This window comes from Paenibacillus qinlingensis, from assembly GCF_031455095.1.
Lineage (GTDB): Bacteria > Bacillota > Bacilli > Paenibacillales > NBRC-103111 > Paenibacillus_E > Paenibacillus_E qinlingensis_A.
Genome location: NZ_JAVDSB010000019.1, coordinates 71,702 through 86,910, shown reverse-complemented (window position 1 = coordinate 86,910; position 15,209 = coordinate 71,702). Strand labels below are relative to the sequence as shown.

The following is a 15,209-nucleotide window of genomic DNA, read 5'->3' as shown; positions in this document are numbered from 1 at the left end:
TAGGACGGCCTTATGATTTGAGTTATGAACCTGCTCCGCGGTACCGCTTCACGCCAATGTTCCATACCGTGATGCCGAGCGCACTAAAAGCGATGCCCATCACTGGGGTTAACAGCGCGAACCACTTCCAGTTGTCTGGATCAATGAAATAGGCGGCTGGATAGAAGCCAACAAACGCAAACGGCAGAATCCACGTGAGAATACTTCGTAACAATTTATTATAAATAGTTGCCGGATAACGCCCATAGTTTTGAATATTCCATATGAGCGGTAATATGCCCGTTGGTGCATCGGAGAAGAACGCCAATGAGGTTAACGAGATATATACGCCTGCATAAATAAGGATCGAGCCTACCACCATGACGATGAAAATCAACGGATCATGCCAGTGGAACGGCAAATCCAACTGTACCCAGGAGTAGACCATGACGACCAAACCAGCCAATGCACTGAACAAAGAAGCTGGATCCAGATTTTCGAGCATCAGCTGCCAGAGATTATAAGCAGGTCTCGTTAGGATACGATCCATCTCTCCTTTGACAATGTAGCGCTCACTAAAACCCCATAAATTAAAAAAGGAAATAAATATGCCATATGGGATCATAAAATAACCGTAGATGAACAAAATTTGTTCTTGATTCCAGCCGCCAAGCGATTGCGTTTGCAAAAAGACGACAAGAATAAAGAATAGATTCAACCCATTGAACAACAAGTCGGACAACACTTCAATCCAAAAATCGGATCGGTAGGTGAGCCTTGTTTTCATGTAGTTTTTGAAATAGTCAAAAATGAGGGTGAAATAAAACATGCGTTACCCTCCCTGTACGAATAGACGTGTTTTGGATTTTACCCACAGTACATAAATTGGAATAATGAGGAGCATGAACCATAGTACCTGTACGCCAAAATTCTGAAGTATTGCATTGCCCGTTATTTTTCCTGTAAACACGGCACTGGGCAAGTACGTAATCGCCTGAAAAGGCAGCCATTCAAGAACGGACTTGGACCATCCTGGGAAGAAGGATATCGGAATGATGAGACCTGAGAATAGGTCAACCGCTACACGCTTCATACGCATAAGACCCTCATTATTTTCAAGAAAAAAAGCAAACAGGCCCGTAATAATATTCAACTGTGTATTAATCAAAAAGCTAAAGAACAGCATGACTAAGTAAATGACCCATAAGCTCGGATCAGTAGGGAATTGAATTGGAAGCAGCAGCCAGATCAGAATCATGCCCGGTGTCGTGAAGAGCAATAGTCGAAAAACCCCTTCGCCTAACCCTTGCATCATTTTCACAAAAATATAATTGTAAGGCCGGATGAATTGAATCGCGACACTTCCATCCCGAATCTCGTTAGCAATCTCACGATCAAGGTTATTAAAATAGAAAGCGCGGCCCATCCAGGAAATCGCCACATAGGTTGTCATTTGACCTAGGGTAAGCCCCCCAATGACTGCTTGGTCGCCGTAAATCGCTTTGTAGACGAAATAGTACGAGCCAATATTAAGCGCATAGATCAGAATCCCGCTGTAGTAATTGACCCGATAAGCCAGCATCATGAGGAAACGCATGCGTATTACTTCTAAATAAGCCTTATGCATGTGTCGTGACTCCCTCTGGCTGAACGATGTCCAAACGTTTTACTTCGGCTGAACCTGATTTATAAATTTCACGAACAATATCATCCGTATTCGTTTCATTAATCTTGATATCTTGGATTTGCAGTACGCCAACAACGCGGCTTAATACATCAGAGATATTCGCTCTTTCATAAGGAATGAACACTTTGGCGGATAGCTCATTATCTAGCTGCCAAGCTACATCCAAGCCTAGCGTCAACTCTTGAAGGCGGGCTAACGTTGTCGCTTGCTCGAATTGAAGCACAACCTCTTTACCCTTGCCCCATCTCGCTTTCAATTCTTCCAGACCGCCATCATAAATAATTCGGCCGTCATCTAGCATAATAACACGGGAGCATAACGCTTCGATGTCTTGCAAATCGTGCGTTGTCAACAGAATTGTCGTCTCATACCGCTGATTAAGCGACTTCAAAAATTCGCGGATCTCTGTTTTTACAACAATGTCGAGGCCGATGGTCGGCTCATCCAGAAACAAAATTTCGGGATTATGCAGCAAAGAAGCCGCTAATTCACAGCGCATCCGCTGACCCAAGCTCAACTTACGGACAGGTCGTGACAAAAGATCTGACAGCTGCAAACGGTCAACAAGCTCGTCGAGACGTTTCTTGTAGTCGGCCTCGGAGACCCGATACACCTTTTTCAACAGCTGGAACGACTCTACCACACCGATGTCCCACCACAGCTGGCTGCGCTGACCGAAAACAACGCCGATCCCAGCCACGAATTTCTCACGTTCTTTAAAAGGCACGTATCCATTCACCTTGATATGGCCTGACGTTGGCACGAGAATTCCCGTCAGCATTTTGATCGTCGTTGACTTCCCTGCACCATTTTCACCAATATATCCACAAATTTCGCCTTTCGGAATCTGAAAGCTTATGTCCTTCACGGCTGTAATTTGCTTATACTCTCGTTTGAATAAATCCTGCACGGCCCCTTTGAGGCCACCGCGGCTTTGCTGAACTTGAAATTCCTTGCGTAGCATTTGAACATCTATGGCTAACATGCGTCTTCCCCCCTGACTTTGTCGTCTCGGTTACAGATTACGGCACCATTCGTCATAACTTGCTATCGAAGTTTCGTAGCATCTATAATATGGATCATAATGACGTTTCCTACCACATCAACATGCTCATGATAACTCAATTCTGTAAGAAAAAAAAGTACAGATTAGCACGCATCGTATATTCCCTTTTAAAATGACCTGGAAATTTACCTTGGAGAGGAGCTTACATAGTATGAAAATCTTCAAACGGACCATGCTCCTAATTGTCATGCTTCTTATCGTGGTCGCTGGCTATTATTCTTACGCCTTCTACAGCTTCGCTAACAATATCTCTCATAATTCAGATAATACTGGTGGTAAAGGAAGTGGAAGCACAACCTTAATTCCGAATAACGTAAAGGATAATGGAGAAAAATACACGCCACCGAAATGGGAAAGCAAGCAGCGGGTCAATATTTTGCTGTTAGGCGGCGATTCTCGTGGCATGGTAAAAAATGAGTTACCGCGATCAGACAGTATTATGCTGGCTTCCATCGACCCCGTCACGAAAAAGGCTCATCTGTTCTCGATCCTGCGTGATACTTACGTGAAAATCCCCGGCGAGGGCGAAGATCGAATCAATACGGCGATAACATCTGGTGGACCTAACCTGGCTATGAAAACTGTTAGTGACCTGCTCGGCATCCCAGTTCAATACTATGTTTACACGGACTTCAAAGGCTTCATCGCACTTATCGACGCTGTTGGAGGAATCGATATTGATGTCGAGAAAGACATGAAATATTCCGATTCCGAAGATGATCATGTCTACGATATTAATTTGAAAAAGGGACAGCAGCATCTAGACGGCAAAACAGCCCTACAATATGTACGTTTCCGCCATGATGCCTTGTCCGACTTTTCCAGAACAGAGAGACAAAGAAAGTTCCTGACCGCTGTTGCGGCTAAAATGCAATCCACTTCATCGCTGATCAAGCTGCCGCGCATTCTGAATGCAATCGATCCGTACATTGATACGAATCTTAGCGTAACGGACATGCTCAAGCTCGGAAGCCTTGGCTATGAAGCCAAAGCAGACGGTATCGTCTCGTCGCAGCTCCCTCCATCCGACTTGCTTATGGAGAAAACGATCCGCGGCGCATCCGTAATTACAGCGGATAAACTGAAGCTACAGCAGTACATCAAAAACCTTTTCGCCGGTACCGCAGAAGCCGATACTGGCCCAACCAAGCCTTCACCTTCGCCAACACCGAAAGTTGCTGGGAAAACTGTGAAATAGTAACGCTGCGTGCATAACGCGAAAAACGGATAATAAGAGTGGGTATCCACTCTTATTTTTTGTATGAGCAAGCATTCGCGTCGAGTGAAGCGATTGGCAGATGTGCACGTGCGCACTCCAAACTTGTTCCCGAAGCGGTGCATAACGCTGCAAAAACACTACGAATGACAAAATTGGAAATTTGTCATTTGTGAACACAAGGAACACCAAATCATTTTACCCGAATCTCATTCTCCGAGGTGGTGTATAACTGCTCATAATATTTACAAATGACAAAATTGGAAATTTGTCATTCGTAATTTGTTAGTTGCCACGGGGGTTGGTGAAAGGTACGAGGGGTTGTCGGGGTTGCCAGGGGTTTTTCCAATCCTAAGGGAACGTCAGTGTGCTATTTGCTCTAGATCAACCAAATTTTTCGACGAAGCGGAACGTCAGTGCACTATTTTGTAGTTTTGGCAGGTATTCACGACATTTCGGTGAAATAGCGCACGCTCGTTCTCCTTCCCACTCCATAACAATCGCAATACCACAAATAGCGTCCTCTCGTTCCCCTTCGTTTGGTGCAGGTCAGGTTCGCTACTTAATGAATTAATACCACTACTACATATAAAGGAATGATTTACTCATGGAACGTAAGCAATCTGAAATCCTCTATCAAGAAGCACTGCAACACATCGTCGGCGGGGTCAACTCCCCTTCCCGCTCGTTCAAAGCCGTCGGCGGCGGCGCGCCCGTCTTCATGAAGCGTGCGCAAGGCGCACACTTCTGGGACGTAGACGGGAATCGCTTCATTGACTACCTCGCCGCCTATGGCCCGATCATTACCGGTCACGCGCATCCGCACGTGACCGAAGCGATTATACGCGCCGCACAGAACGGCACGCTGTACGGCACCCCCACCGAACTCGAGATCGAGTTCGCCCGCATGCTGAAGTCGGCGATTCCCTCGCTCGACAAAGTGCGTTTCGTTAACTCCGGCACCGAGGCCGTGATGACGACGATTCGCGTGGCGCGCGCTTACACGAAGCGCACCAAGATCATTAAGTTTGCCGGGTGCTACCACGGCCACTCGGATCTCGTGCTCGTGGCGGCCGGCTCCGGGCCGTCCACCCTAGGCACGCCGGACAGCGCCGGCGTACCGGCGAGCATCGCGCAAGAGGTCATCACCGTGCCGTTCAACGACATTCCGGCACTAGAGGCCGCGCTTGCGCGTTGGGGTGAAGACATTGCCGCGGTAATGGTCGAGCCCATCGTCGGCAACTTCGGCATGGTCATGCCCCATGCCGGCTACCTCGAGCAGCTCTGCGCAGCTGCTCGCAAACACGGCGCCCTCGTCATCTACGACGAGGTGATCACGGCGTTCCGATTCCATTACGGAACGGCACAGACCTATGAAGGCCTCCCTATCCTAGAGGGAGGCAACCCACAATCGCGGTTCGCCGCGATTGAACCGGACCTGACGGCCCTCGGCAAAGTGATCGGCGGCGGGCTGCCGATCGGGGCCTACGGGGGCCGCAAGGAAGTGATGGAGCAGGTCGCACCGCTCGGACCTGCGTATCAAGCCGGCACGATGGCGGGGAATCCCGCCTCCATCTCCGCCGGTATCGCCTGCTTGGAGGTGCTCCAGCAGCCGGGCGTTTATACCAAGCTTGAGCAGCTTGGCTCAACACTCGCCAATGGCATCGCGGAATCTGCTGCCCGCCACGGTATCCCCATGACGCTGAACCGCATCGGCGGCGCATTCTCTACTCATTTTTGTGATCATCCGATCACCAATTATGAGGAAGCGCAAGATACGGACGGCGAACGCTTCGCCGATTTCTTCCGACTCATGCTGGAGCAAGGTATCAATCTCGCCCCTTCCAAATACGAAGCTTGGTTCATGACAATTGCCCATACCGAAGAGGACATTGCCCAAACTCTCGCTGCTGCAGATCAGGCTTTTAAGATCATGAAAACACGCTGATTGTCCCAAAAACGAACTATGATCCTGTATGGATTATAGTTCGTTCGTCTTTATACCCTTACATGAGTTGTTAGAATTATACTTTTATTCAACTATATACAGAAAAGATAACGCTTACATTCGTGATTTGCGTCTGCAAGTATTGTCGGATGAACTTTTTCATGCTATTCTAAGATTACTTTTACCCTTTTAGCGAAACCACTTGTTTTCACAGTATTTTCCTAGAAAGTTAGGGCATGATTTACAAATACCATACAGATTTTTGTGCGTGATGCCTTAGTTTGTTACTAGTCGATTTATGCCGTATTTTGAGAGTTTTACCTCCTGTAAATTGGCATGATATTCAGTTATTTTGCATATTTATACACGATCATGCATACTTCGGATTTAGCCCACAATATGGATTAACCCGGAAAATGCGATGACTAGTAGGTTTAACCGTGACAGAATGCAAGAAGCGCAAGTAAGAGGAGTTTAATTTTGTATGGGGGGTGACGGTCAGGCGACTGACCAGAGCAATGAATGAAATTATGCGTAATGAAGGCCGTTTTCAAGATCTACTAGGAACCGAACACGACAGCTGCGGTATTATTTGTATTATTGAGAAGAATGGTCATCCTTCCCGTGATAACATCCAAAAAACGATTGATGCCCTTGTTAAAATGGAACATCGTTCAGGATTTATCAATGGTGAGGGCGATGGTTGCGGTATTCTAACAGACATCCCACGTGCTTTGTGGGAGAAGAAATTAACAGATGCGGGTCTGGACGGTAAGCTTGCTTATGATAACCGTTTTTCTGTTGGACATATCTTTGTTCCACGCAAGTTGGACCTGACTGCTGCTGAGATTCAAAACGGCATTCGTGAGCTTTTTGCCTCCCATGATGTATCCATTATTCTTGAACAAGAAAACCTGGTTGACAGTGGTTCACTAGGTGCTAACGGTTTACTCGATGAGCCTACGTTCTGGCAAATTGCAGGTATAAGCAACAAAACCGAAGGTCAAGTTGCCGATCATCTTTATGAACTGCATATTGCAATTGAAGATCGTTACAACGTACATGTTGCAACACTAAGCAATGTGACATCTGCTTACAAAGTACTAGGTGCAGCAAGCATCCTACCTAAATATTTCAATGACTTGCGTGATCCTTTGTTTGCTTCCCAAGTAACAATTGGTCATAACCGTTATTCAACAAACACATTGTCCAGCTTCTTCCGTGTTCAACCGTTCTCCCTTCTTGGACATAACGGTGAAATCAACACAGTGAAAAAACTTCGTCTTGAAGCTGACATGGTTGGTGTTCCACTGGTTAGCGGCGGGTCTGACTCCCAAGACATGAACAGAACGATTGAAACGTTCATTCACCGTTTTGGCTTATCCCTATTCGAAGCCATGGAAATGGTATTCCCTCCTATTATTAATGAAATGAAACAGTTCCGTCCGGAGCTTCAAGATCTTTATGTGTACTACCGTCAAGTTTGGGGCCACTTTGCACAAGGTCCAGCAGGTATCGTTTCCCGTTACGGCAACGAGTGTATTTTCAGCGTAGATGCATTAGGTCTTCGTCCAGTATGGATGGTTGAAAGTGACACGTCCCTCTACTTCTCATCCGAGCAAGGTGTTATCACGGTTGGCGAAATGGTCGCTGATCCGAAACCGATCGCTCCAGGTGAGAAAGTCGGTGTTGTTCTAACACCAGGCGAGCACATTCAAGTGATTCCTTACCATGAAGTTCAATCCTTGGTCTATGATCGTGTAAGCAAGCGTGTAAATTTGGGCGGTCTTCGCTCTTATTTGAACCCTGCCGTAACGAATACCGAAGCTGAACTTAATGAGAATGCTGTAACAACCGACCAATTATACAGTGCATTTGGTTGGGATCGTGACGGTATTTCACACATTGAATCCATGTCTGAAACTGGCGCTGAGCCAATCCGTTCATTAGGTCATGATTCACCGCACGCGGCTCTTGCATGGGAACGCACCAACGTACCTGACTTCATTAAAGAAAGTGTTGCCGTTGTAACGAACCCAGCTATTGACCGTGACCGTGAAATGGAGCATTTCTCCACGCGCGTTATCGCTGGAGCTCGTCTTCCGGTATTTGCACAAGTGGATGACAATCTTCGTCTTGAGCTTCTAACTCCACTTGTCCTTGAAGGAACGAACGGTGTAGGCAGCGAAGAGAATTTATCCCAGCCTTCTTTGGAGCAATTGCTTGCACAATTCCGTGCGCAAGGCGATAACAAAGTAGCTGTTCTATCCACAACTTTCGCTAGAGGAACTTCACTACAAGACGGCTTGAACCAACTTGCAGCAGATGCAATCTCTGCAGTACGTAATGGCGCTGTTCTTCTCGTCTTGGACGATGCAGAAGCTCATCAGAATGACCGTTTGTGGCTAGATCCGCACCTAGCTGTTTCCAAAATCGACATTGCACTTCGTGCAGAAAAACTCGGTTTCGGCGACAACTTGCGCCGTCAAGTTACACTGATCCTTCGTTCAGCTGCTATTCGCAGTCTGCATGATATCGCGGTAGCTTGTGGTCTTGGTGCAGATGTGATCTCACCTTACTTGCTCTTCTCCACGGCTTCTGACAAAGAAGGCCAAGCAGCAGCTGCACGTAAAGTATACGCGGCTCTTACTAAAGGTCTTGAAAAAGTTATTTCAACAATCGGAACACACGAGCTTCGTGGTTACACACGTTTCTTCTCCTCCATCGGCTTCCATCCGGAAGTATCCGAGGTGCTGGATATCGTGAACTACTTGGGTAGTGAAAAAGCAGGAACTGGCTTTGCACAGCTTGAAGCTGAGGCTGAAGCACGTTATGCGGATTTCACAAATCCAAAAGCGAAAGCTGCGAAAAACTTCCGTTTCTTCCAACGTATGTGGAAAGCGCTAGGCGATGCTGCATCAGGAGCTGCTCCTTACGCCGACTACCGCGACAAACTGCGTGAAGAAGAGAAGAAGAATCCGATTTCCATTCGTCACATTGCTGGCTTCAACGTTGCCAAAGCATTGAGCGATGGTCGTCAGCCACTCGATCCGTCACAAGTTGATATCTCCATTGGCGGTCATTCCTTGCCGATGTTGATTTCTTCGATGTCCTTCGGTTCACAAAACGAAACAGCTTTCCGTGCCTACGCTGAAGCCGGCGAACGCCTGAACATGGTAACCATGAACGGCGAGGGCGGAGAGATTAAAGATATGCTTGGCCGTTACAAAAGAACGCGCGGAGCGCAAGTCGCTTCCGGACGTTTCGGTGTTAACATCGAGCTCGCTAACGCAGTAGCTTTCCTTGAGATCAAAATCGGTCAAGGGGCAAAGCCAGGTGAAGGCGGTCACTTACCAGGTTCCAAAGTTACAGCGAAAATCGCTGAAGCACGTAACGCTACAATCGGTTCAGACTTGATCTCGCCTTCCAACAACCACGATATCTACTCCATCGAGGATTTGGCGCAAATCATTTCCGAGCTTAAAGAAGGCAGCGGCCGTAAAGCTAAAATCATTGTTAAAATCCCAGTTGTTCCTGGTATCGGTACGATTGCAGTTGGTGTTGCAAAAGCTGGCGCTGACGTTATCACGCTTTCCGGTTTCGATGGCGGTACAGGTGCTGCTCGTATTCACTCCTTGACGCACGTTGGTCTTCCAACTGAGATCGGTACGAAACTTGCTCACGTTGCTTTGATCGAAGCTGGTCTTCGTCACCGCGTTGAGCTATGGTCTGATGGCGGTCTGAAATCCGGTTCCGACGTTGTTAAAATGATTATGCTTGGTGCAAACCGTGCAGGTTTTGGTTCCATCGCGATGCAGTCCATCGGTTGTACAACTTGCCGTGGTTGTCACTTAGACACTTGTCACGTTGGTATCGCAACACAAATCGATTCCATGGAAGAAGCCGAAGAAAAAGGTCTTCGCCGTTTCGTACCGCGTGTTTTCGATACAGCTGTAGATAGCCTGGTTCGCCTGTTCGGCGGCATCGGCGAAGAAGTACGTGAAGTCGTTGCTTCGCTTGGTTTCTCAAGCTTGCAAGAGCTTGTGGGTCGTTCCGATCTTTTGGAGCAAGTCAGCCACAATGAACGTATTGATCTGTCCGATATTCTACGTTTTGTTCCAATGCACCAAATATCCGATGCTGAAAGAGCGCTTGAAGAAGCAGCAGTTTCATCCGATATCCGTATCGCGGCTGGCGCAGAAGGTTTGGAATTCTTCCCTGATTCCGTATCGTTCGACGCTCCTGTTGTTCGCAACTGGTCCAAAGTGGATGCGGAGTCCCGTATCCTAGGAACTCGTTATTCCAGCCATCGTGTAAGAGACCGTTTCAACGGCAGCTACGATGAACTTCCAGCTGTTGCATTGAACCTTGTTGACGGTTCCGTTCCTGGTAACGGGCTGGCGGCATTCAACGCACGCGGCGTTAACATCACAGTTCACGGTGGAGCTGAAGATGGTCTTGGTAAAATGGCGTTCGGTGGTAAAGTTGCCATCGTGAAGTCCCTTGGCCAAAACAACACGTTCATTAACGGTAGCGTTGGTAAATCGTTCGGTTACGGCGCACAAAAAGGCTTGTTCTTGATCCAAGGCAGCGCAGATACGCGTGCATGTATCCGGTTCTCCGGTGCTGACGTTGTCTTCGGTGGCGAAATCACGACTCCTCTACGAGATGAGCTTGGCGGTCTAGCAGCTCGTGCGAACCTTAAAGGCTTCGCGTTCGAGTACATGACAAACGGCCGTGCCGTTGTTATGGGCGATCCTGGTCCATGGATCTGTGCGGGTATGACCGGTGGGGTTATCTACCAACGTCTAGTTCCAGAAATGGGTCTTGATCAAGCAGCGATCGAGCGTCGTATTGCAAAAGGGGCTAAAGTTAAACTTGAGCCTATCGGTCTTCAAAGTAAAAAAGACCTTACTGAATTGCTCACAGCTTACCACGCTGAGCTTGCGAACTCCGGTCAATCCGAAGCCGCGGCGAAAATCGAAGGTTTGCTAAGCAATCTAGAAGCTAACTTTATCCGTATCTCCCCGGTCAACATGCAAGCTGACCAATCCGTTGCTACAGAATAGTAGAAACACAAACAGCACAAGACCTGTAATTGGTCTTGTGCTGTTTTTTATCGAAACCACATGTCCATTGCATAAAATTCGTCCATCTATCGCATTTTATTACTGCAACACCATCCGCGTACCACAGGAGGTTTCAGCTATGAGCCACTCGAAACGCCGCCAAGAAGCTGCATGGAAGGGTCGTAAACAAGCGGGGCATCCACCACATGGTAAGGTGAAAGCCCTGGCCGAATTCGCCAGTGAGTATGATGCGGAACATCAGAAGTAATTAAGCCCCCTCTCCTCCCACACGTTAAAGAGGGACCAACACAAAGTAACCCGGTTCTCTCGTTTCTCTTGAAACGAGGCGCCGGGTTCTTTGTGTGTTAGCACACTGCCTCCTGAGTCGTAAGGATTGTGCTCATGTTATGGTTCTATCCACACTATCCCCTCTGCTCAGTGACGGCACCCTGATGGGTCCTGAGCGAAGGGGATAGTGATGATACTTCCAAATCCTCGCGCTAACAACCATGCTTGTCGCGAATCCGCTTCATCGCACGAATATGATGATTCACATGTCCCGCCATCATTTTCAAAATCTGAGCAACGCTCTCTTTTCGATCAGCGGTTTGAATGGTTCGGCCTAACGCATCTGGCAGATGCTTGCACAGGCATAAAATATGCTCTCTCGCCGCACGGAATAGCCGAACTTCACTCTCGATCGGCCTCGTTTCATAGGATAAGCCTCGCTCCCATTCATCTGGGTGAAAGGAATTACCTTGATAATTCCGCCCAGGCTCTGCCAAAGCAAACTTCACTTTATGCATGGCGACCATTTCAAGGTCAATGAGGTGCAGCGCATGTTCACGAATCGACCACTTCCCAGGGACTTCTCTCAGACTGAGCTGAGACGCTGATAAACCCTCAAGCATCTTCTCCAGTGCAACTACTCCCGCTTCGAACATCAGCATGATCTCACTGTCGGTCGGAAACAATTCCTCCCAGTAGACCAACAGGTAACCGTCTATCGTTGGTACATGCAATTCACGAATATGTCCCGGCTCTTCGTGTTTCATCATTTCAGCCTGATAGCCATATGCATGCAAATACAACTCCACCTCAGCTACCGAGGGGACGCCAATGTATACAAGACTTCCACGTTGTGGATTCGTATAATTAGGCTGCAGCCAACGATTCAAAATTGACTCTAGCTGTTCCTTAGAAGCTCCTACAGCACATAACACAGCCCGATCCTTTGTCCCTCTAATATGCAGTAATGCTGCTTCATGCGCCTCAGCCAGCTCGATCAATTCCCATCCCAGCTGCTCGGTATAAAAGGCTAACGAGGCCTCCAGCTTATCCACGCTCAGCAAAAGTCTTGCCCGCCCTTGGTACATGATTACCTCCCCCAATTCTGCCAACAAAAAATACGCTCCGTCCTATTTCGACGGAGCGCATATAAATGCCTACTTCTTGGCCGCTTGGTAGGCCTCGATATATTGGGCAGCCTTCTTCGCAACAAGGCTGTAGTTTCCTGTTTTGACAGCTTCGCTGGTCAAATCCGAGCCGATGCCGACGGCAACTGCGCCGGCCCCAATCCACTCGCCGAGGTTGCTCAGCGACACCCCGCCTGTAGGCATAATGTTCGCCTGTGGCAGCGGACCTTTAATGGCCTTAATCATCGCCGGGGAATAGAGATTGCCCGGGAATAGCTTAACAATGTCCACGCCAAGTTCAAGCGCGGCTTGAATATCCGCGATCGTCATGCACCCTGGCATGATCGGCACTCTATAACGGTTACATAGTGTAACCGTGCTCGGGTTCAAAGATGGGCCGACAACGAACTCGGCCCCGCTTAGGATCGCGGCACGCGCCGTTTCGGGGTCTAGGGCTGTGCCCACCCCGATAATCGCGTACTTGGACGCATCCTTCGCTGTGCTCGAGTAGCGCTTCGCCAGCTCCTCAATCGCGCGCAGCGCGAAAGGTACAGTCATCGTGACTTCGATGACTTTGATACCGCCGGCGATCGCTTGATCCGCCATTTCGACGACTTCTTCTGGTGTATCTCCGCGTAAGACGGCGACTACACCCTCATTTGTAATTTGCTGAAGTAATTGAAGTTTCTTCACAGTCATCTTCCCTTCTATGTGTAAACCATCATTTAGCCATCGTTATTGCACAATCTATACGTCATCGATTAACGCTCTATATGTTTAATGTTGTTAAGTACCGCTTCCACTTGTTCCCACGTTGGAGCGCCTTCCCAGTCGCCTTCCGTCTGCACGATCATGGAGCCCACCAAATTCCCGATGCGAACTGCCTCTGGGTATTCGTAGTCCTTCAACACGCCAACCAAAAAGCCCGCACAGAACCCATCGCCCGCACCAACGGTATCAACGACTTGCTCGGCTTTGAAGTAAGGCACAGTTGTAATCGTATCCGCTGTCACAACATACGTCACATCTTCTCCACCTTTGACGATGGAAACGGCCGACAACTCGCGCAGCTTGCTCACAATGACATCCCAATCTTCTGTTTGGTACAGCAGCTTCAGCTCATCCAAGCCAGGCAAGAAAATATCAGACAGCTTCGCTAGCTCGAGCAATACTGGACGCGCCTCATCGATGCTCCACAGCTTCAAACGCAGGTTCGGATCAAAGCTCACCTTCACGCCATGCTTACGTGCTAAGCGAACAGCTTCAAAAGCTGCCTCTTTGCACGATTCACTTAAAGCCGGTGTGATACCGGTAATATGCAATATTTTAGCTCCTGCGATGTAAGCTTCGTCCAAATGTTTCGGGGACATCTGACTTGCTGCTGAGTTTTTGCGATAGTAGTAAACGGACGTTTTGCCCATTAGCACTTCACGCATCATGAGACCTGTCGGTGCCTCTGAAGTCAATTCCGCGCGAGAAACATCGACGCCTTCACCACGGATTTTTTTGAAAATCATACGCCCTAGCGGGTCCTTACCCAGTCTACCGAACCAACCTACACGGCCGCCAAGACGAGAAATACCGATTGCCACATTGCTCTCTGCACCACCGAACAAGCTATGCAGTTCAGAGGAGTACTCCAAGCCCTTGCCGCCTGAAGGCATTAGCAGTGCCATTGTCTCTCCAAACGTAATAATATCTGGTCCTGATCCTGTATTTACTGACATAGAAGCACTCCATCCATTCCGATCACGACTCGCGTGTCCCGTTAATTGAAACGTTTAAATAAATGAGATATCTCATATTATAGTGGATTTGAACGGATTTCACCAGACCTTTGCACACTAGCCCTCAACTTCCAAATAGAGGAAAAAAACCTCTTGTACGATCACTCCCTAAGGAATGACTATGCAAGAGGTTGGTTTATTGGTTTATCTCTTTATTGCCCCTGTCGCCTCGGCAGCTGCCAGTTCGTTCTTAAACTCCTCATGAATGCGACCATTCGTTGCCATCACGTTACGAACACCTAAATGATAAGGTTTCCCTTCGGTATCCGTCACGCGACCGCCTGATTCGGTAATGAGCAAAGCACCTGCCGCAATATCCCAGGCATTGAGGCCGATTTCCCAAAAGCCGCTAAGACGCCCCGCAGCCACATAAGCCAAATGCAGCGCAGCTGAACCTGCGACCCGGATGTTGCGAACCTTAGGCGACAGCGCCTGAACACCTTTTAGGTTAATGGGCAGCGCCCCATCACGATCAGCCGGGAATCCTGTAGCGATTAAACTCGTGAGCAGCGTCTCCTCTTCGGAGACCTCTGTTTTTTTGCCATGCATGTAAGCGCCTTTCCCTTTCTCCGCAACGAACAGCTCATCGCGTGACGGTTCATATACAACACCTACGATGACTTCACCTTTATGTGCTAATGCAATCGATACCGAGAAGAACGGAAAACCATGAACGAAGTTCGTCGTACCATCAATCGGATCCACGATCCAAAGATACTCTTCGTCGCTCATTTCTTGCAGTGCTTTGGCCGATGCTTCCGGACCTGGCTCCACACCTTCCTCACCTAAAATCGAATGATTCGGAAAATGTGTCATAATCAGATTGCGAATCAGCTTCTCAGAGCCTTTATCGACCTCTGTTACCAAGTCTTGTGCAGAGTGCTTCGTTCCCACATGATTGATATCCCCTAGCTTCGTCTTGATCCATTGACCTGCTTTGGCCGCCGTATTAATGGCTACAGCTGTAAAGCTTTTACTCCCAACAACAAAAGTTTCCGTCCTGCCATCTACCATATATATCAACTCTTTCTTTTCATTAATT

Annotated in this window: 11 protein-coding genes; 4 read left to right on the top strand and 7 right to left on the bottom strand. The window is 48.2% G+C overall.

The features are described 5' to 3' along the window. Positions 1–22 precede the first annotated feature (22 nt). Genes J2736_RS29645 through J2736_RS29635 form a run of 3 tightly spaced genes read right to left on the bottom strand, consistent with a single transcriptional unit; the run spans position 23 to position 2,651 of the window. On the bottom strand, positions 23–808 hold the full coding sequence (locus tag J2736_RS29645; protein ID WP_310502191.1) for an ABC transporter permease: 786 nt from the start codon (positions 806–808) through the stop codon (positions 23–25). Between the two features lie 3 nt (positions 809–811). Further along, a complete protein-coding gene (locus J2736_RS29640) occupies positions 812–1,606 on the bottom strand; it encodes an ABC transporter permease (protein ID WP_310502190.1) in 795 nt (264 codons plus the stop codon). Further along, positions 1,599–2,651: an ABC transporter ATP-binding protein gene (locus tag J2736_RS29635; RefSeq protein WP_310502189.1), complete on the bottom strand. Its 1,053-nt coding sequence runs from the start codon at positions 2,649–2,651 to the stop codon at positions 1,599–1,601. The genes J2736_RS29640 and J2736_RS29635 overlap by 8 nt, the downstream gene beginning before the upstream one ends. A 232-nt stretch (positions 2,652–2,883) precedes the next feature. Here J2736_RS29635 and J2736_RS29630 point away from each other — a divergent pair, with 232 nt between their 5' ends. The 4 genes from J2736_RS29630 to J2736_RS29615 all read left to right on the top strand — a co-directional run bounded on the left by J2736_RS29630 (position 2,884) and on the right by J2736_RS29615 (position 11,233). Then, complete coding sequence (locus J2736_RS29630) at positions 2,884–3,930, top strand: LCP family protein (protein WP_310502188.1); 1,047 nt, start codon at positions 2,884–2,886, stop codon at positions 3,928–3,930. Positions 3,931–4,555: 625 nt separating this feature from the next. Next, positions 4,556–5,896 carry a glutamate-1-semialdehyde 2,1-aminomutase gene (locus J2736_RS29625; RefSeq protein ID WP_310502187.1) on the top strand — a complete coding sequence of 447 codons (1,341 nt, stop codon included), beginning with the start codon at positions 4,556–4,558 and terminating at the stop codon, positions 5,894–5,896. 518 nt (positions 5,897–6,414) lie between these two features. Beyond that, positions 6,415–10,965, top strand: a complete 4,551-nt coding sequence (locus J2736_RS29620) for a glutamate synthase-related protein (RefSeq protein ID WP_310502186.1) — start codon at positions 6,415–6,417, stop codon at positions 10,963–10,965. A 139-nt stretch (positions 10,966–11,104) separates the two neighbouring features. Further along, positions 11,105–11,233 (top strand): DUF6254 family protein, encoded by a 129-nt coding sequence (locus tag J2736_RS29615; protein ID WP_310502185.1) that lies wholly within the window; start codon positions 11,105–11,107, stop codon positions 11,231–11,233. Between the two features lie 232 nt (positions 11,234–11,465). Here the strand turns inward: J2736_RS29615 and J2736_RS29610 are convergent, their stop codons facing one another. The 4 genes from J2736_RS29610 to J2736_RS29595 form a co-directional block, all read right to left on the bottom strand. Further along, positions 11,466–12,341, bottom strand: a complete 876-nt coding sequence (locus J2736_RS29610) for a DinB family protein (protein ID WP_310502184.1) — start codon at positions 12,339–12,341, stop codon at positions 11,466–11,468. Between the two features lie 69 nt (positions 12,342–12,410). Further along, entirely contained in the window at positions 12,411–13,073 is a 663-nt protein-coding gene (locus tag J2736_RS29605; protein ID WP_310502183.1) for a bifunctional 2-keto-4-hydroxyglutarate aldolase/2-keto-3-deoxy-6-phosphogluconate aldolase, read from the bottom strand. A 68-nt stretch (positions 13,074–13,141) separates the two neighbouring features. Continuing rightward, a complete protein-coding gene (locus J2736_RS29600) occupies positions 13,142–14,107 on the bottom strand; it encodes a sugar kinase (protein ID WP_310502182.1) in 966 nt (321 codons plus the stop codon). A 204-nt stretch (positions 14,108–14,311) separates the two neighbouring features. Further along, positions 14,312–15,181, bottom strand: a complete 870-nt coding sequence (locus J2736_RS29595) for an inositol monophosphatase family protein (RefSeq protein ID WP_310502181.1) — start codon at positions 15,179–15,181, stop codon at positions 14,312–14,314. Between the last annotated feature and the right edge of the window lie 28 nt (positions 15,182–15,209).

Excerpts from the sequence above, each read along its gene's own strand:
- J2736_RS29595 (WP_310502181.1), bottom strand. The coding sequence starts at position 15,181 with ATGGTAGATGGCAGGACGGAAACTTTTGTTGTTGGGAGTAAAAGCTTT.
- J2736_RS29610 (WP_310502184.1), bottom strand. The coding sequence starts at position 12,341 with ATGTACCAAGGGCGGGCAAGACTTTTGCTGAGCGTGGATAAGCTGGAG.
- J2736_RS29645 (WP_310502191.1), bottom strand. The coding sequence starts at position 808 with ATGTTTTATTTCACCCTCATTTTTGACTATTTCAAAAACTACATGAAA.
- J2736_RS29640 (WP_310502190.1), bottom strand. The coding sequence starts at position 1,606 with ATGCATAAGGCTTATTTAGAAGTAATACGCATGCGTTTCCTCATGATG.
- J2736_RS29620 (WP_310502186.1), top strand. The coding sequence starts at position 6,415 with ATGAATGAAATTATGCGTAATGAAGGCCGTTTTCAAGATCTACTAGGA.
- J2736_RS29625 (WP_310502187.1), top strand. The coding sequence starts at position 4,556 with ATGGAACGTAAGCAATCTGAAATCCTCTATCAAGAAGCACTGCAACAC.
- J2736_RS29615 (WP_310502185.1), top strand. The coding sequence starts at position 11,105 with ATGAGCCACTCGAAACGCCGCCAAGAAGCTGCATGGAAGGGTCGTAAA.
- J2736_RS29635 (WP_310502189.1), bottom strand. The coding sequence starts at position 2,651 with ATGTTAGCCATAGATGTTCAAATGCTACGCAAGGAATTTCAAGTTCAG.
- J2736_RS29600 (WP_310502182.1), bottom strand. The coding sequence starts at position 14,107 with ATGTCAGTAAATACAGGATCAGGACCAGATATTATTACGTTTGGAGAG.
- J2736_RS29630 (WP_310502188.1), top strand. The coding sequence starts at position 2,884 with ATGAAAATCTTCAAACGGACCATGCTCCTAATTGTCATGCTTCTTATC.